Raw genomic sequence first — 18,041 nt, 5'->3', positions numbered from 1 at the left:
CCTCAAACTCCAGATTACGCTACAGAACCTGCGGCGCCGGCAGGATAGCCGGTGGTAGACATTGCATTGCTATATGGAAGTTGAGCGTGTCAGAGAAAACTATACTCGGCGGCGTATCGCAACCTTACGCGCCCAAAGTACTTGGTACAGCCCACTGGTGAATTTCAGCAGCCCTTAAAACAAAAAAGGCTTACTAAGTATTACTTAGTAAGCCTTTTTTTATTTACCACTACTGCGGCGTAGCTTAAATTACGCCACCGATTTTTGACTATCCAAATACTCGTTATAGGTCCCCTGGAAGTCGACGACTTGTTGGTTTTTAATTTCAATAACGCGGGTGGCCAATGACGAAACAAACTGGCGGTCGTGGCTTACAAAAATGAGTGTGCCGTCGTACGCTTTTAGCGCGGTATTCAGCGCATCAATGGCTTCTAGATCTAAGTGGTTTGTCGGCTCATCCATAATTAATACATTGGTGTCTTGCATCATCAGTTTGCCAAACAGTAGCCGGTTTTTCTCTCCACCGGAACACACGCGGGCTTGCTTGTTTGCATCGTCGGCGGTGAATAGCAAGCGGCCTAATATACCGCGCACGGCTAAGTCATCATGCTTAGGTGTGCGCCACTGGCTCATCCAATCAAATATGGTTAAGTCGCAATCAAAGTCGGCGGTAGAGTCTTGTGGGCAGTAGCCGACTTGGGCATTTTCTGACCATTTAATTGTCCCGACATTCACCTCTAGCTGATTCATCAGGCAGCGGAGGAAGGTCGATTTGCCCGCGCCATTTTCACCAATAACCGCCAGCTTGGCGCCAGCCTCTAAAATAAGATTCCCCTTACTAAACAAAGTTTCGCCGTCAAACCCGTGGCCTATATTTTCAAGTATTAAAGCTTGGCGGTGGAGTTTTTTATGTTGTTTCATACTGATGGATGGCGTCATGCGGCTTGAGGCTTTAACGTCATCCAGCTTGATTTTATCCAGCTTTTTCGCCCGCGAAGCCGCTTGCTTTGCCTTAGAGGCATTGGCACCAAAGCGGTTAACGAAGTCTTGTAGCTCGGCTATTTCTTCGCTTTTTTTCGCGTTGCCCGAAAGCAACTGCTCGCGGATTAGCGCCGAGGCCTCTTGAAAAGCTTCGTAGTTGCCGGGGTAAATGCGCAGCTCGCCATAATCGATATCGGCCATGTGCGTACACACACTGTTTAGAAAGTGGCGATCGTGGGAGATGATAATCATGGTCGACTTGCGCTGATTGAGCACATCGGCCAACCAATTAATGGTATTGATGTCGAGGTTGTTGGTTGGCTCGTCGAGCAGCAAAATTTCGGGGTCTGCAAACAGCGCCTGCGCCAACAATACCCGCACCTTATAACCAGGCGCCACTTGCGACATCAAACCAAAGTGCAATTCCTCATCAATACCGGCTTCAAGCAAAATATCACCGGCGCGGCTCTCGGCACTGTAGCCGTCCATCTCGGCAAATAGTACTTCTAGCTCGGCTACTTTCATGCCGTCTTCTTCGCTCATTTCTGGCAAGCTATAAATGCGGTCACGCTCTTGTTTGATCTTCCAAAGCTCGACATCTCCCATAATCACGGTGTCTACCACCGAATAGGCCTCGAAGGCGAACTGATTCTGGCTGAGCGTGCCCACTTTATGCCCTGGCGTAAACGATAGGTTGCCCGAAGTCGCCGCCAGTTCACCACTAAGGATCTTCATAAACGTTGACTTGCCGCAACCGTTGGCGCCAATCAAACCATAGCGATTGCCATGACCAAATTGCGCAGAAATATTTTCGAACAACGGCTCGGCGCCAAATTGCATGGTGATGTTTGCGGTAGTAATCAAGGTGGTGGGTTCCTAAATAAAGCATTAAACCTTAGCAATGGGGTTTAATGGTGGGATTAAACCAAGGCGAGCGGTGCCGGCACATCTCACTGGAGGGGTTAGGCTTGCCAGAAAAGCAGGCCCGGGGAACATCCAAAAGCGGCAAAAAACGTCTACAACAAGGCGATAATAAAAAGGGGCTATAAAAGTGCGTGTAATTGGGCCGCACTATAGAGATTTAGCCCACCAATGTCGAGACGCGCGCCAGCAATCGCACAAGCTGATAGCGCAGCCCCTTACACTGCGCCAGTACAGTTCAACAAGTTTTGCACCGCATAATCGAAAGCCGCATACCGCCGCATCACGCAAGCTGTAACACTTGTCGCGCCAGCAGCAACCCTTTACGGCGCATAAGCACCGGCCAGCCAAGTTCAAAACGCGCAAGCAAAGCTTACAAGAAAATAGCGCCTACAGCCCGCAATGCACTGTATACGCACCGAATGATTGATTATGCTATACGCGTTGTAAATAGACGGCGGTACCGATGATTTTGGATTATTCGCGCCCAAACGCTATTTTACTATGGTGCAATCAATAATCCCCCGCCAGCAATTTGATGGTAAGCAGCAAGATCCACTAGCCCGCTTTGGCGGTAAGTTTTAGGCAACCCAGGGGAACTTTTAGTCGCCCAAAGGCCAAATTAGCGGTTACTTGTACTGCATTAGCTACAAATGGCCTTTTATTGCATTGCTGTTTTACCAAGGCCTTTTACGTTTGCATTACCGTCATTAAGCACTGATTCTTGTCATAGTCACTCAGTAAAATTAGCCAGCACAAACCTGCAGCTGTAACGCTTGTTTAATTTTTTAAAAGGGAAACCATTCTTACCATGTCACTTTCAAAAGTATTTAGCCCCGTAAAATTAGCCATTGTACTAGCGCTACTGTTTGCCATTTGGTTGTTAATTGGCGATAAAAAAAGCGCCCAAGACGAGCCGCCCGCCGAGCAGCAAAGTGCGGCGCAAGGCCTGCCAAAGGTCGAGGTTAAAACCTCTAATGCTATTGAATGGCAAAATGAAATTATCACCCAAGGGCAAATTGAACCTTGGCAAGCTGTGACCGTATCGGCGCAAGTGGCCGGCCAAATTGATAAGTTACTGGCTGATCAAGGGCAAAGCGTTAAACAGGGCCAAGCGCTTTTAACATTATCTGACGAGGGCCGAAGCCAGCGCTTAGTGCAATCAAAAGCAGAATTAAATTTGGCCAAAAAGGAACTGGCCAGTGCCAAAACCTTAAAGTCATCGCGCTTAGTTGCAGAAACCGAACTTAGCCGTTTACTCAGCGCGCAAGAACTCGCCAAAGCCAATTTAGTTGCGGCGCAGCTAGCGTTAGATTATGGCCAACCCAAGGCGCCCATTAACGGCGTGATTAATCGCCGTTATGTGGATGCCGGCACTTACGTAAAAATTGGTGACCCGCTAATGGATGTGGTGGATATCGATAAACTCAAAGTTGTTGCCCATATTCCCCAGCAACAAGTTCAACATTTAAAAAACGGCCAAGATGTCGAGCTGCGTTTACTGGATGGCCGTTTAATGGCAGGCCAAATTAGCTTTATTAGTTACGCCGCTAACGCAAGCACCCGCGCTTACACCATTGAAGTTAGCGCGAATAACCCAAGCCGCAGCCGCGTTGCTGGCGCCAGCGCCACCTTGCGTATTCACTTACCCAAAGCCCGCGTACATCGCTTATCCCCTGCGCTGTTAAGCCTAAACGACGAAGGCCAATTGGGCGTAAGCGGTGTAACTGATGACAACACCGTGCGTTTTTATCCGGTAAAAGTGTTAGACCTAGACAACAACGGCGCAAGCCTACAAGGCCTGCCGGATTCGTTCCGGCTAATTACTTTAGGCGCCGGTTTTGTACAGCCTGGGCAAACAGTGGAGCCCGTGGAGGCTAAGCAATGAGAGCGCTGATAGAAGCCGCCATTAGCCGCAGCCGGGCCACGGTAACTTTATTAATATTTTTGTTTTTAAGCGGCATTGGCGCTTATATGGCCATCCCAAAAGAATCCAACCCCGACGTTGCGATTCCTATGATGTATGTCTCCATGACACTCGATGGCGTAAGCCCCGAGGATGGCGAGCGCTTGCTGATTCGGCCCATGGAGCACGAGTTGCGCTCGCTCGAGGGCTTAAAAGAAATGACCTCCACCGCCAGCGAGGGTTACGCCTCGGTGATGCTGGAGTTTGACGCCGGTTTTGATTCAGATACCGCAATTGCCGATGTACGCGAAAAGGTCGATATGGCGCGCAGTAAATTGCCCGGCGAAGCCGACGAGCCTGTGGTTCACGAAATTAACGTGTCGTTATTCCCCGTATTATCCATTGGCTTATCTGGCCCCGTATCGCAGCGCGAATTGGTGGCCATTGCCCGCGAGCTGCGCGATAACATCGAAGCCATCCCCGAGGTATTAGAGGTAGACATCGGCGGCGACCGCGAAGATTTGCTCGAAATTATTGTCGACCCACAGGTACTCGAAACCTATGGCATCGATTACTTACAGCTGTACAACATAGTGTCCAATAACAACCGCCTTGTAGCCGCCGGCAGCTTAGATACAGGCGCCGGTAGAATGTCCATTAAGGTGCCCGGCGTGGTCGAGGACTTAGATGATATTCTGAATATGCCCATCAAAGTCGATGGCGACACAGTAGTGACTTTTGCCGACGTGGCAACGGTGAACCGCAGCTTTAAAGACCCGCACGGTTTTGCCCGTATTAATGGCGAGCCCGCCGTTGTGTTAGAGGTTAAAAAGCGCACCGGCGCCAACATTATTGAAACCATCGAAAAAACCCAAGCGCTAGTCGCCCGCGCTACCGAGTTTTTCCCTGCGGACATTAAAGTCACCTATATCATGGATCAATCCGATCAAGTACGCACCATGTTGTCGGACTTACTCAATAACGTGTTAACGGCCGTGGTATTGGTGCTTATTTTAATTATTGCCAGCATGGGTGTGCGCTCGGCATTATTGGTGGGCATTACCATTCCTGGGGCATTTTTAACGGGGATTTTATTTATTTGGCTAATTGGCTTCACCATGAATATGGTGGTGTTGTTTTCACTGATTTTAGTTGCCGGTATGTTGGTGGACGGCGCCATTGTGGTTAGCGAACTGGCCGATCGCAATTTAGCCGATGGTGAATCCCCAAGGCAAGCTTGGGCCAATGCCGCTAGCCGTATGGCATGGCCCATTATTGCCTCTACCGCCACCACCATTGCCGTATTTGCGCCGCTATTATTTTGGCCCGGCGTTATTGGCCAGTTTATGAAGTACCTTCCGGCCACGGTGATTTTATGTTTAATTTGTTCGCTGGCGATGGCATTGGTTTTTTTGCCCACCTTAGGCGCCATATCCCAGCGTAAAAGCACCCAAAAACACCAAGTCGCCAATGGCAAAGCTAGCAAGCTTTACGCCCGCGTATTAATGGCTTGCCTAAAAAAACCGCGCACCACTTTAATGGGCATGATTGCAGGCATGGTCGTTATTTACACCGCCTACGGGATGTTTAACCACGGGGTCGAATTCTTCCCTGCGGCCGAGCCAGAATCCGCCCAAGTATGGGTGCGCGCGCGCGGTGATTTATCCATTTACGAGCGCGATACTATTTTGCGCAACGTCGAAGACCGTTTGCAGGGTTTGTCAGAGGTAAAAGCGCTCTATGCCCGCTCGATGGTGGGCGCATCTGGCGAAATGCCACCGGATGTTATCGGCACGCTGCAGTTTCAATTTATCGATTGGGATCAACGCCGCCCCGCCAGCAAAATTTTGGACCAAATGCGTAAACTCACTGCTGATATTGCCGGTATTAAGTTGGAATTTCGCCAACAAGAAGAAGGCCCCAGTGGCGGCAAACCTATCGAGCTACACATTAGCGGCATAGACCGCACTAAAATGGATTCCGCTGTTAACGCCATTACCGCCAAAATGGAGGAGCTAGGCGGCTTTGTGGATATTGAAGATAACCGCAGCTTACCGGGCGTAGAATGGCGGGTAGAGGTAGACCGCGCCGCCGCCGCGCGTTTTGGCGCCGATGTATTAACCGTAGGCAACGCCGTGCAAATGGTGACTAATGGTTTAATGCTAGCGCGCTACCGGCCAGAATACGCCAGCGACGAAGTCGACATTCGCGTGCGCTTCCCTAAGGTTTGGCGCTCGCTCGATCAAATGAAACGCCTCACCGTTAAAACATCCCGTGGCCAAGTACCGCTTTCCAATTTTGTGGTTGTGGTACCTAGCAATAAAACCAGCGTGCTTAACCGCATCGATGGCAGCCGCGCGATCACTGTTAAATCGGGCTTAGCACCGGGTGCGCAAGTAGGCGAGCGTTTAAAAGCGTTGTTGGATTCCGGCATTGATATTTCACCAGGCGTAAAAGTCACACCCGCAGGCGAAAGTGAAGATCAACAAGAAGCTGGGCAATTTTTAGGCACCGCCTTTTTAATTGCCATTTTTATGATGCTAATGATTTTATTGGTGCAGTTTAATAGCTGGTATCAATCGCTGTTAATTATTTCGGCCATTGTGTTTTCTACGGCTGGGGTTTTACTAGGGCTATTAGTGAATAGCCAACCCTTTGGCATTGTGATGGTGGGCATGGGCATTATTGGTTTGGCCGGCATTGTGGTAAACAACAATATTGTTTTAATCGATACCTACAATCAAATTCGCGATTCTGGCGTTAGCGCATTAGATGCCGCTTTTCAAACCGGCTGCCTGCGCCTGCGCCCGGTTATGCTAACGTCGGTTACTACTATTTTAGGGCTATTGCCCATGGCCCTTGGGGTTAACGTGAATTTATTAGAACCCAGCCTTGGCTTTGGCGCCCCCTCCACCCAGTGGTGGACGCAACTTTCCAGTGCTATTGCCGGCGGTTTAGCCATTGCTACTTTATTAACATTATTACTTACCCCCTGCATGTTAATAATGGGCGATAAAATTCGCGAGAAACATAAAATAAAACCAGCGCAGCCAGTGGCTAAAACGCCTTAAGATAGTTTTTTATAGCGATGCGGGCAGCGCAGGCTTGCGTCAACCCCTACTGGGGTAAACTTCATTTATTCTTAAGGGGTACCCCGGCCTACGCAAAGTAATAAAGGAGCGTTCTACCTTCTTGGTGTGAGCATTGGCTTGTGTACACCCCTTGCAATTATCATTTACCAAGGCGTTGTTAAAAAACCGTTAACACCGAAGGTAACCAAACTGTTTTCGCAAAGCGCCGCTGCTAGCTTAGCACTCACGTTCACCCTCCCGATTTTAGGCCACCTTTACATTAATCACTGGAGCCAAAATCAGAATTACTTTTTATGCAGCGGAAAAAGTAATATCTGGTTTCATATCGCAGAATTGGTTTATGTAAAAGACACAAATAATTGCTCTCACTCAAAATAGCGAGGCATGCAGTGACAAAAGTTATTAGCATAGCTCCTACGGAGAAACAGCACAGGCCAGCCTTAAGGCACATGTACAGATACTGCGAGCTAATCAATCGAGCGTACCCTAGAAACCGCGGTTGAGAGTCAAAAAGATGCGTATTCCGTTGGTGTGCATGGCGTGTAGTAAAAATGTGTAGTCACCTTATTGGTGATGAATCATTTTTATCACGCGTCAGGTGCACCAAGGGGATGCGTAGACTTTGATGGTTCAACTGCGGTTTTTAGGGTAAACCTTTTACCCGCGAGCGCCTATAACCCAACACAAAAACAATACACGCCGCTAGAACCACAATATCGACTAAACGTACCGCCAACTGCCAATTGGTTGCAAGCTGCAAGCCTTTGGCTCGACAGGAAGAATACACTGCCCAACTTTTACTTCAGTTAACTCGAAGTCACGGGCAATGCCCCATGCCTCGTACCCAGAGGCCCCTCACAACCCGTAAAAGATATTTAGCTCTAAATTTCGGTGATTACTCGTCAATGTCGAACCACACGGGGTATACATTATGCGCGGCCCCTGCAAGCATAAATGATAATTATTAACGTATAATGCCCCGCTTAAAGGCAGTATCGCGCTGCCCCGCTCAGCTTGACCTTAGGACACGCACATGAAGAACTCACACCTAATTGTATTGACCGCCTGTATTGCGGCCGCCGTATTAATCACTCTAGGCTTTAAAGCCACCAGTAATTCCCCTGCCTCGCAAAAAGGTGCCGAGGAGATTAATGTGTACTCCGCTCGCAAAGCAGAGCTCATTTTACCGCTGCTGGATGAATTCTCCCAAGAAACAGGCGTAAAGGTTAATTTGGTGACAGGGAAAGATGACGCTCTCATTAAGCGCTTACAGGTGGAAGGTAAAGGAAGTCCAGCCGATGTACTCATTACCGTCGATGCTGGGCGCCTGCATCGAGCAAAAAGCGTAGGCCTCTTGCAGCCAGTGGATAGCCAAAAACTGAATAGCCTAGTACCCATAAACCTTCGCGATAGCGAGAACCAATGGTTTGGATTATCCCTTCGAGCCAGACCTATTTTTTATGTCAAGGGCAAGGTCGACCCTAGCGAGCTTTCGAGCTATGAGTCCTTAACCGACAGCCAGTGGAAAGGTCGCATTTGTATCCGCTCGTCCAGTAATATTTACAACCAATCTCTCGTTGGTTCCATGATCGAGTCGAAGGGTGAAAACGCAACACTCACGTGGGCAAAAGGGTTGGTCGCTAATTTTGCTAGGCCGCCTGCAGGCGGTGATACTGACCAGCTTAAAGCGGCCGCAGCCGGTGTATGCGATATTGCCATCGCTAACACTTATTATTTTGGCCGCCTATTAAAAAGTGATGACACCGAAAGTAAAAACATAGCCAGCAAGCTGGCGATTTTTTGGCCAAACCAAGAAGACAGAGGCACTCATGTGAATGTGAGCGGCATAGGTATGACTCAATCAGCAAAAAATGAAGAAAACGCCATCAAACTCATGGAGTTTTTGGTTTCTGAGTCTGCCCAAGCGTGGTATGGCGAGAAAAATAATGAATACCCAATAATAGAGGCAGGCACCATCGACCCTGTACTTGCCAGCTGGGGTTCCTTTAAACGCGACGACCTAGCATTAACAAAGCTTGGCGAGAATAACCGTAAAGCTGTTGAACTTATGGATCGCGCAGGCTGGAAATAAGCTATCTATTTCAGGGCACCGTATTAAGCCCCCCCTCAAACTCGTCAATTTTTTTGCGCGGGCAAGAAACTACCGCCCGAACGTCGCAATGAATTTAAGCGGCACTTCGGGCATCGTTGCAGGAAGCACCTTATTAGACATTGCACCGCCACAGAGAGGTGGCTGATTAGAATAACGATCGGGACTGGAATCCCTTATTAGACATTACACCGTCACATGGATTTGATTGATTAGAATAACGCAGGAGCAGTTATCGAGGAGAACAATGTCGAAGAGCCGTTATCGAGGAGCAGCTATTAAGAGGCTCAGAACAGTAACAATGCTATCGCGGAAAAGTGTATTTTTAGACGCGCCCTTAAGTTATGATTTTGACAATTTAAAGGCGCTGCTTAAAGTGCTTTTATTCGCTTTCTTTCAGTGATCCAAAACAGATGCCGCTTACTCCCCAAACAAACAACAACTCCGCAGCTAAAGCACCAAAATTCACACTCATACCCGCGAGCCTACCCCGGCCTCTTACGTTAAGCGCGCTGTGTATTGCCTTGCTCATTATGCTTCCAATTGGAGCCGTTGTATTCGAAGTGTTCACCGGCTCTTTGAATGTCCTTACGCACCTCTATAGTACTGTCTTGGCTGACTATATTGTCAACTCTCTTTTACTGATGCTGGGGGTTGGTTGCGGCGTTACCATTGTGGGTGTACCCAGCGCATGGCTAACAAGTCGTTATGACTTCCCCGGGAAAACAATATTTGTGTGGGCTTTACTACTGCCTTTGGCAATACCTGCATATATTATCGGCTACACCTATACCGGCATGCTTGATTTTGCCGGGCCCGTACAAACACTAATCAGAGATCTAACGGGCTGGAAATATGGCGAGTACTGGTTTTTTAATATTCGCTCGCTTGGCGGCGCAATAGTCATGTTTACTCTAGTCCTATACCCGTATGTCTACCTACTGGCACGCGCGGCCTTTATTGAGCAGTCGCCGAGCATTACCGAAGTCAGTAGAACATTAGGCTGTAGCGCGAAGCGAGCCTTTTTTTTAGTCAATATTCCCATGGCAAGGCCCGCCATTGTTACAGGCTTGACCTTAGCCTTAATGGAAACTTTAGCGGACTACGGAACAGTACAATACTTTGGAGTTAGTACGTTTACCACAGGTATTTTTAGAGTTTTTTATGGTTTTGGGGATACCGCCGCTGCTGCACAGCTTGCTTCATTTTTATTAGGCTTTATTGCCTTACTCATATTCTTAGAGCGGCATTCCAGAAAGCAATCTCGATATCACCATGCGCTCGGTAAACCCGCCAAAGCCAACCGGTTATCGGGAGCAAAAGCCCTTTTGGCCGTCTTGGTATGTGCAGTACCAGTGATATTTGGCTTTATTATTCCCTTCCTACAGCTTTTATTTTGGGCTATTTTAGAGTCTAAAATCGACTACAACTTTATAAGCCTAGCTTGGAACTCACTCTATCTTGCGGCTATGGCCGGCTGCATTGCCGTGGTGCTAGCCTTACTATTAGCCTACGCAAAAAGAGTCCATCAAAGAAGCCGAGCAGTTAAAGTATCGGTGTCCTTAGCCGGTTTAGGCTATGCCCTGCCAGGCACCATTATCGCTATCGGCGTAATCACCCCTCTCGCCTGGTTTGATAATCAGCTGATCGATTTCATTAAATACAGCTTTAATATGGACATTCAGCTATTGCTTTCAAGTACTATTGTTGCACTATTATTTGCTTATACGGTGCGATTTTTAGCGGTATCCCTCGGAGCCATCGAAAGCGGAATGCAACAAATAAAACCCAATATTGATCAAGCAGCCAGATTATTGGGTTATCGCCCCTTAGCGGTCCTCCAGAAAATTCATTTACCACTGTTAAAAGGCTCAATACTCACGGCATTTTTAATTGTGTTTGTGGATACTCTCAAGGAGTTACCCGCAACGTTAATGCTTAGACCCTTTAACTTCGATACCTTAGCCGTTAAAGCCTACGAGCTAGCATCGGATGAACGCTTAATTGATGCAGCGCCCTCTTCTTTACTCATTGTTTTGGTTGGGCTAATTCCTGTCATACTATTAAGCCGCTCAATTAAACTGAGTACTAAACCTTAGCGTTATAAAGCACTAAAAAAGCCACCCTATAGCCAACAATTAATGAATAAAAATGAATAATACACCCGCTGAATTAACCCAGTTCGCGATCAACAATATTACTGTTGGCCATGATGGTATTGCCATTGTAAAAGACGCATCTTTAACACTGAATAACGGTCAAATTGGCTCCTTACTTGGCCCTAGTGGCTGTGGGAAATCAACCTTATTACGTGCTTTGGCAGGCTTCGAGCCCTTAATGTCAGGCGATATCGTAATGGACGGTAATACTTACTCCACCGCTTCATTCACATTAGCGCCAGAGCAGCGTCAAATAGGCATGGTTTTTCAAGACCTCGCTCTATTTCCACACCTAACCATTGAAGAAAATATAGCCTTTGGCTTACACAACTGGCCAAAGGCAAAAATAGAACACCGCGTAGACAAGCTACTGGCCCTCGTAGGCTTGGAGGACATGAAAAAACGCTACCCACATTCTCTATCTGGCGGCCAACAGCAGCGTATCGCTTTAGCCCGAGCCATTGCTCCAAAACCTAAGCTTTTACTCTTAGACGAACCCTTTTCCGGCTTAGATGCAGCTTTACGGGAAGCGCTGGTCCCAGAAGTTAGAGAAATATTACTCAAAGAAAGAATCAGTGCGCTACTCGTTACTCACGATCAAATGGAAGCCTTTGCAATAGCCGATAAAGTCGCTGTAATGTACGGCGGCCAGATCCAGCAATACGATGTTCCCCATACCATTTATCACGAACCGGCCACCCGATTTGTTGCGGACTTTGTCGGTGAGGGCGATTTCTTAAGTGGTATCGTACTCGATAACAACCGAGTGCAATCTTCATTAGGAATACTAAGCATAAACAAACCCCATAACTTTGCTGTTAATCAAGCCGTTGAAATTTTGGTTCGACCTGACGATTTGCTACACGACGACGACAGCGATATCCTCGCAACAATTATAAGCAAACGGTTTCGAGGCTCTCATTTTTTGTATCGGGTTAAATTAGAATCACAACAAGAGCTGTACTGCTTTGCATCATCACACCACAACCATGCCATAGGTGAAGATATAGGGATAAAACTCGATTTGGATCACTTGGTTATATTTGAACAGTAAAAAATACATTAAGATAATTATTCATAACATCTGGTAACTGAGACACAGACCAGCATGTGGATATCCAAGATTAGGATAATGTCTAGAGTCATTTTTTAGGAGTGAACCATCAAAGTCTACGCACCTTTTTGACTCTCAACTGCGGTTTCCAGGTTAAAATACCGTTAAAATAGCCAGGGCACCGCAATGACGCGATGCTTTAAATCTCGGCGTAGCAATACCCAGTACAACCAATAAGGATATTAACCATGTCAACATTTATATTCCCCACTCAAAACACAAAACCAGACTCACTGACCGACGAGTACGGCCGCGAATTAAAGCCCATTTTGGCTCAGCAATGCACAATGCTAACGGCAAATACACCCTACTGCTTGGAGCAAAGCCCTCAAAATCATAGCATCCAGCGCACACTTACTGGACTAAATATCGCCGAGCGCGACAAGCTGATGTGTACAATGGATGTACTCGACCAGCGCTTGCTCGCCATAGCCGAGCTTTACGATAAAGCCCTCTCGACAATAGACCTGCAGCAAACGGGAAGCTTAGTAGGCGCTGGAGCTACCGCTAGCCACGCAAGGCTAACGGGCTTTCAAAAAGCCATTGTCGACTACCAACGCTCACTTCTTGCTTTAAGCGAGCACAGCAAATCAAAAATTAACGGCCGCCCAGCCAACGCCAAAAAGGCATTACTTAAAGCTGCTGTTCAACGCTCCTATAAACATTTACAACAAACCTATCAAACCGAACTCAAAAAAATCGTCACACCCGCCGAATGGGGCAAAAACCGAGGCTCTGCTTTATCCAGCGCCCAACGCGGTATTAACGTCGCCAGCCGCCGAAAATACCGCCAACTGAATATTCAGAACGGCCAGCAAGCAATACAATTGGTTAAGCTGACCAAGGGGATAAACTTTGCGGGTAATGGCTTGATTGCGCTTGATGCTGGGCTTCGCGCAAACAAAGTACACGACAGCTACCAAAACAACGAAAACTGGCAGAGGGAGTTGGCTGTTCAGACAACGGGGTTCGGTGCTGGAGGATCCGCCGGTTTAGCTGCAGGACGATTAACAGCCTCTGCATTAGCAGCTGGAGCAGTCGCAATAGGCTTAAGCGTCACCCCTATAGGCTGGGTAATTATCATTGGAGCAGCTCTTACTGTAGGGTATATCGCTGCGAATGAAGTAGACAAGGCGGCGCAAAAAGCAGCAAGGAATATCTATGATAAAAATCTACTAGAGGCTCTACATTAATGCCTAATTGGTACCTAATCGCATTTGTCATAGCTCTACTTTACTTTGGCGCTAGCACAATACTGTTTCGCTTGCTTACAGTAAAAAGAATTAACAGAGAAGTACGCGCAAACGGCGAGTACTATCTGAGCACAGAAGACTCTGTTGGCTACTCTTTTTTCGACATTGCCTTATCAATATTGTTGCCGTTAAAGTGGGCAAAAATAGTAGCTCCCAAGATAATTATTGATGCTCATAGCATTAAAAAACTCGACATAAAGATAAAAGATATTGTATTGAGTTATTGTTTTATGACATCAACTATTGTTTTTTTAGCGATAGGCCTTTATGGGTCTCGCTACGTGTAACCTATCTAAGCTCCAGTAAAACCGGAAGTTAGATAGGTACCGCTCTCATACCACCTTTTCAGTAAGGCATTCCGTCTTCGAGAAATATTAGACGTAAATACCGCCAAAAAATTTGCAATCAACCCAAGAGATAAAATTCTTGGGTTGATTTTGCTTTTAATGACGGCTGTTTTTTTCATTACCGTATTGATCGACACTGTCATTAAATAATTCTATGTATTAAATACCCTAACGCGACTGTAGCCCAGCACCTAGCGGCACGTCGCTAACAAAAATACCGTCAGCGCCCCATTCCTCAAGCATTTGCCACTGCTGCGCGGTATCTGCAACGTAAGCGTGTACAATAAGCCCCAACTGCTTTGCTTGTCCGACTATCGCTGCTGCGGCGCCGGGCTGAAGTTGCTCCGCTTGCGCAAGAAAAACCCAATCGAGGGCTATGACTGTTACGCCGGCTAGATGCGCAGTAATAAAGTATTGCTCGATGGATTCGTAGCCGGGCAAGCGGAAAAAGCTGCCTATTTCTGCCCACTGCAAACCATAGCCAGCATCTTTATCGATTAAAGTTACTGGCAGCCCTGTTGCAGCTTCTATTTGCGCTTCGCTCAAAAATTGTAGCGCTGTCATAGTTAAATTCCGGGGAAGCTCGGGCGCCAAATTGGCAATTTCATTTAGCACCGCAGGCGAAAAGCTTTCGATAATTACCTGCTGTTCCATACGAGATCGCCGCACAGCTTTAATCACCGACTCTGCCAACGTATTCGCAGTGCTATCAGTAGCATCACATAGCGGCGATGGCGTTTTAATTTCAATAATCACTAAGCCTTGAAGGAATTCATTACGCTGTAATTTTTCCTGCTGTTTTTTTAGATGCCGTTTCGCATAATAACCTGAAGCGCTATAATTACGCGCATAACGCTTGGCTGTTTTAAGTAACGCTTTTAGCGTGGGCACCTCAGGCTTAAGTTCGTGTAACGTTTCATAGCTTAGTGCGTTAACACAGGTTAGATCTTCTAGGTAATCATCGTGCATAACAACCGCTTTGCCGTCTGCCGTGATAGCGACATCCACCTCTACAATACTCACGCCACTTTCAAAGGCAGCCACGACCGACGCTATCGTATTTTCGATAGGTTTATCTGGATTTTCACCTAAATTGATACCAAACCCACGGTGACCAATCGCAAACGTCCCCTGTAGATCAGCAAAAAAATGCTCAATCGTAGCGGGTGAATGGCTCTTTCCTCCTGCTTTACTACCTGCAAAAGCATTGGATACCGATACAAAAAATACTGCAGCATAAACAATTTTAATAAGCCCTTTCATTACATCCCCTTTAATTTTAGAAAAAAATACATTCAATATTTGAACCTCGCCAACGACTTTGGCACACGCCGTAACAACGCTCCCCAAATAATCAAACAACCGTATATTGCACGAACCAACGCAGTAGCTACAACACTTCTAGTGCCAAGTACCAAGCCTTGATGTCATTTACGCCGATAGTCGCGATTTTTCTGTATGGCTAGCTCAAATATAATGAAGTCGCCCCTACTCCCCCGCCGCTAGCGCTAGCCAAAGCATCCCCCGAACGGCATAATCCCACTCTAGTAAAAACCTCGTAGAAATGGCTACAATTAGGTAAGGAAACCCATGCTAAAAATCATTGTTTATTGCTTCTTAGGCTTAACCGCACTTGGTATCGCCGGTTTCGTGGCTGTCTTTTCAAGCATGATTTTTATTGGCCCTATCAGCGATGGAAAACTAAGAGCATTAAGCCCATCCAAAATATTGGTTGACGGTGTTGCCATTAACGAGGTTCCTGAAAACAGCTGAGCAGCTGAAACTTGGAGTGTGTAGTGGCACACTAAATCTGGTCACCCATTAAGAGGTGTTAAAATCACCTCACTACTTAAAAAGGTGCGCCATGAGCAAGCAAACACGACCCAGATATGATGCTGAATTCCGATTGAAAGTCGCTAATTTGGTGTTACAGCAAGATTATAGTATTCGAGAGGCCGCCGAGGCGATGGGTGTCGGAAAATCCACAGTGGACAAATGGGTCCGGCAGTTACGCAATAATCGGCAAAGTAAGCCCGGCGAGCTGAGCGTACCAATCGGGAATGATCAGCAGCGAATCCGTGAGCAGGAAAAAGAAATACGCTGCATTAATGAAGAGAATGATATTTTAAAAAAGGCTTCAGCTCTCTTGCTGTCGGGATCACTGAAAAATTTTCGGTAATCACTGACTTGCAAGAGAGCTATCCGGTTAAAACTCTATGCTCAACCTTTGGTGTGCATCGCAGTAGTTACTCTTACTGGCTGGCTAATACGCGCCATTCGCAAACACTTTGCCCGCAACTTGCGAAAGCCGTATTCACGGCATGCAATGATACAACGAATGCACTGAGGTTTGACACACAAGCACTGCGCTTTAAAAGAAATAGCAAACAGGTAATGACGGTAAAGGTTGGCTGAAAATTACGCTCGTTTGATTCGCACGACTTTCATAACTTCAAAGGAAATTCCAGCAACAACCTCTTCAACTGGGTAGTAGGTTACATTCACACGTGCAGCTTTCAAGCTTTTGTAATTCCCTTGGCGCTTGAATTTGAAGGGGGCATCGCAATTTTCGATCATCAGCGAATGCAAAACCCATTCACCATCATCGCGCTGAGTATGGGATACAACCTTCAGCCCTTCGGAATGTATAAGTTGTTTATTTTTTTCGATAAGTTTATTGGGATCAGATTGCATAGGCCAGCGGATAAGGTATTTTAAGTTTTAGAACCGTTAGGGGCTATTTAGCTCATTCGCACTTGCGCAATAGCTGGAGCGCAATACGATTAATACTAAAGCGTTTACAAGAGTGAGGCTAGCCGAATTGTCGCCCCCCCACACAAAACGCCCCGTTAAGTGAGTACTCGCAAACCATATAACACCACAGTCAAGTCATAATAGCTAATCAACCATACTGATGATCGAAACCTGATATACACTTAGAGCTCGCTCCGCCCATAGCTTGCTCAAAACCCACCATCATCTACACTTTGAGATGCAACGGTAGTTTAAGCGCAAAGGCATAAGGGCATGACGAATACCTCAATAAAGATTCTTATCGTCGACGACAACGAGGATAACTGCGAGCTGCTGGAGGATATCTTCGAGCAATATTATGCCGTTCAAAGCGTTTTCAGTGGTCCAGCATGCCTAGATGCTATGGCAGACGACACCTTTGATTTAGTACTACTCGACATCAATATGCCAAATATGGATGGCTACCAAGTATGCCAAAAAATCAAACAGGACCCTAACACGGCATTAACGCCTGTTATTTTTGTCTCTGCGTTAGCCTCTACAGAAGAGCGCCTTAAAGGTTATGAATTCGGCGCAGAGGACTACATTACTAAGCCCTTTAAAGCCCAACAACTCAAAGACACAGTCACTAAAGTACTTGAGCATCGTCTTCAAACAAAAAATATCGAAAAGCAGGGCCAAGAGGCTATGAGCACTGCGTTTCAAGCGATGAGCACCAGTGCAGAGCTAGGCCAAATTATCCAGTTTATGCAGGCTAGTTACGAATGTAAAAGCGTAGAAAAGCTAGCCCAAAGTTTGTTAAGTACATTAAGTGATTTTGGCTTAAATGGCTGCCTAATGTTTCGAATGCACTACCACACAGGGTTTTACGGCTGCGATAGTAGCTCTATAGAGGCCAAAGTGTTTGCGCGCTGCCATCAAGCAGGGCGCATTCTCGACTTTGGCGCGCGCACGCTAATTAACGACCCGAATATATCCATTTTAGTACGCAACATGCCAGTCGATAAACCAGATGCGTACGGTCGAATTAAAGATAACCTAGTAGCCCTACTCACCGGTACGCAAGCGCGCTGCAGTGCATTAGAAATAGAGCACCAATTAGAATCCGAGCGTAAACGCGCCCTACTTGGCATGCTGCAGAAAAGCCAAGGCAGCCTTAGTAACATAAGCGAGCTGGTACATCATCAAAAGCAAAACACCCAAAATGTTTTACTTTCTATTAACCAGAAGATCGAACATATTATTTTTGGATTAGGGCTGGATGAGGCACAAGAGCAAGCCTTAATGGTGGCTATCGACAAGGGTGTAGAAGAACTTAATCAGCTCACCGAATACAGCGATCAAATCGAAACGACTTTTCACGGCTTCGTGGAAGAACTCGACATTTTGGTTAACCAATAAACC

Annotated in this window: 13 protein-coding genes; 9 read left to right on the top strand and 4 right to left on the bottom strand. The window is 46.8% G+C overall.

What is annotated here, in order from left to right; translation table 11 throughout:
* Positions 1-249: 249 nt before the first annotated feature.
* Positions 250-1,845, bottom strand: coding sequence for an ABC-F family ATPase (locus MARGE09_RS10940; RefSeq protein WP_236981865.1), 1,596 nt, complete (start codon positions 1,843-1,845; stop codon positions 250-252).
* 868 nt (positions 1,846-2,713) lie between these two features.
* Here MARGE09_RS10940 and MARGE09_RS10935 point away from each other — a divergent pair.
* Positions 2,714-3,790: an efflux RND transporter periplasmic adaptor subunit gene (locus MARGE09_RS10935; RefSeq protein ID WP_236981864.1), complete on the top strand. Its 1,077-nt coding sequence runs from the start codon at positions 2,714-2,716 to the stop codon at positions 3,788-3,790.
* The gene (locus tag MARGE09_RS10930; protein WP_236981863.1) at positions 3,787-6,879 is read left to right on the top strand and encodes an efflux RND transporter permease subunit; all 3,093 of its coding nucleotides are present in this window, start codon (positions 3,787-3,789) and stop codon (positions 6,877-6,879) included. The genes MARGE09_RS10935 and MARGE09_RS10930 overlap by 4 nt, the downstream gene beginning before the upstream one ends.
* Positions 6,880-7,543: 664 nt before the next feature.
* Here the strand turns inward: MARGE09_RS10930 and MARGE09_RS10925 are convergent.
* Entirely contained in the window at positions 7,544-7,687 is a 144-nt protein-coding gene (locus MARGE09_RS10925; protein ID WP_236981862.1) for a hypothetical protein, read from the bottom strand.
* A 246-nt stretch (positions 7,688-7,933) separates the two neighbouring features.
* Here MARGE09_RS10925 and MARGE09_RS10920 point away from each other — a divergent pair, with 246 nt between their 5' ends.
* The 4 genes from MARGE09_RS10920 to MARGE09_RS10905 all read left to right on the top strand — a co-directional run bounded on the left by MARGE09_RS10920 (position 7,934) and on the right by MARGE09_RS10905 (position 13,476).
* Positions 7,934-8,992 carry a Fe(3+) ABC transporter substrate-binding protein gene (locus MARGE09_RS10920; RefSeq protein ID WP_236981861.1) on the top strand — a complete coding sequence of 353 codons (1,059 nt, stop codon included), beginning with the start codon at positions 7,934-7,936 and terminating at the stop codon, positions 8,990-8,992.
* 551 nt (positions 8,993-9,543) lie between these two features.
* Complete coding sequence (locus MARGE09_RS10915) at positions 9,544-11,109, top strand: ABC transporter permease (protein WP_236981859.1); 1,566 nt, start codon at positions 9,544-9,546, stop codon at positions 11,107-11,109.
* A 52-nt stretch (positions 11,110-11,161) separates the two neighbouring features.
* A complete protein-coding gene (locus tag MARGE09_RS10910; protein WP_236981858.1) occupies positions 11,162-12,223 on the top strand; it encodes an ABC transporter ATP-binding protein in 1,062 nt (353 codons plus the stop codon).
* 248 nt (positions 12,224-12,471) lie between these two features.
* Positions 12,472-13,476, top strand: coding sequence for a hypothetical protein (locus MARGE09_RS10905; protein WP_236981855.1), 1,005 nt, complete (start codon positions 12,472-12,474; stop codon positions 13,474-13,476).
* Between the two features lie 575 nt (positions 13,477-14,051).
* Here MARGE09_RS10905 and MARGE09_RS10900 read toward each other — a convergent pair.
* Positions 14,052-15,146: a glycerophosphodiester phosphodiesterase gene (locus MARGE09_RS10900; RefSeq protein WP_236981853.1), complete on the bottom strand. Its 1,095-nt coding sequence runs from the start codon at positions 15,144-15,146 to the stop codon at positions 14,052-14,054.
* Positions 15,147-15,473: 327 nt separating this feature from the next.
* On the opposite strand from MARGE09_RS10900, the gene MARGE09_RS10895 reads away from it, so the two are divergent.
* Positions 15,474-15,656 (top strand): hypothetical protein, encoded by a 183-nt coding sequence (locus MARGE09_RS10895; RefSeq protein ID WP_236981851.1) that lies wholly within the window; start codon positions 15,474-15,476, stop codon positions 15,654-15,656.
* Positions 15,657-15,747: 91 nt separating this feature from the next.
* Positions 15,748-16,062, top strand: coding sequence for a transposase (locus tag MARGE09_RS10890; protein ID WP_236981847.1), 315 nt, complete (start codon positions 15,748-15,750; stop codon positions 16,060-16,062).
* Between the two features lie 239 nt (positions 16,063-16,301).
* Here MARGE09_RS10890 and MARGE09_RS10885 read toward each other — a convergent pair whose 3' ends face one another.
* On the bottom strand, positions 16,302-16,577 hold the full coding sequence (locus MARGE09_RS10885) for a hypothetical protein (RefSeq protein WP_236981846.1): 276 nt from the start codon (positions 16,575-16,577) through the stop codon (positions 16,302-16,304).
* Between the two features lie 333 nt (positions 16,578-16,910).
* Between MARGE09_RS10885 and MARGE09_RS10880 the strand changes: the two genes are divergently transcribed.
* Positions 16,911-18,038, top strand: coding sequence for a response regulator (locus MARGE09_RS10880; RefSeq protein ID WP_236981844.1), 1,128 nt, complete (start codon positions 16,911-16,913; stop codon positions 18,036-18,038).
* The last annotated feature ends 3 nt before the right edge of the window (positions 18,039-18,041 follow it).

Source organism: Marinagarivorans cellulosilyticus (assembly GCF_021655555.1).
GTDB lineage: Bacteria > Pseudomonadota > Gammaproteobacteria > Pseudomonadales > Cellvibrionaceae > Marinagarivorans > Marinagarivorans cellulosilyticus.
Note: the sequence above shows the minus strand (reverse complement) of the source record. Positions and strands in the feature narration are given on the sequence as shown.

Excerpts from the sequence above, each read along its gene's own strand:
- MARGE09_RS10935 (WP_236981864.1), top strand. The coding sequence starts at position 2,714 with ATGTCACTTTCAAAAGTATTTAGCCCCGTAAAATTAGCCATTGTACTA.
- MARGE09_RS10895 (WP_236981851.1), top strand. The coding sequence starts at position 15,474 with ATGCTAAAAATCATTGTTTATTGCTTCTTAGGCTTAACCGCACTTGGT.
- MARGE09_RS10905 (WP_236981855.1), top strand. The coding sequence starts at position 12,472 with ATGTCAACATTTATATTCCCCACTCAAAACACAAAACCAGACTCACTG.
- MARGE09_RS10915 (WP_236981859.1), top strand. The coding sequence starts at position 9,544 with ATGCTTCCAATTGGAGCCGTTGTATTCGAAGTGTTCACCGGCTCTTTG.
- MARGE09_RS10885 (WP_236981846.1), bottom strand. The coding sequence starts at position 16,577 with ATGCAATCTGATCCCAATAAACTTATCGAAAAAAATAAACAACTTATA.
- MARGE09_RS10930 (WP_236981863.1), top strand. The coding sequence starts at position 3,787 with ATGAGAGCGCTGATAGAAGCCGCCATTAGCCGCAGCCGGGCCACGGTA.
- MARGE09_RS10880 (WP_236981844.1), top strand. The coding sequence starts at position 16,911 with ATGACGAATACCTCAATAAAGATTCTTATCGTCGACGACAACGAGGAT.
- MARGE09_RS10890 (WP_236981847.1), top strand. The coding sequence starts at position 15,748 with ATGAGCAAGCAAACACGACCCAGATATGATGCTGAATTCCGATTGAAA.
- MARGE09_RS10900 (WP_236981853.1), bottom strand. The coding sequence starts at position 15,146 with ATGAAAGGGCTTATTAAAATTGTTTATGCTGCAGTATTTTTTGTATCG.
- MARGE09_RS10920 (WP_236981861.1), top strand. The coding sequence starts at position 7,934 with ATGAAGAACTCACACCTAATTGTATTGACCGCCTGTATTGCGGCCGCC.
- MARGE09_RS10910 (WP_236981858.1), top strand. The coding sequence starts at position 11,162 with ATGAATAATACACCCGCTGAATTAACCCAGTTCGCGATCAACAATATT.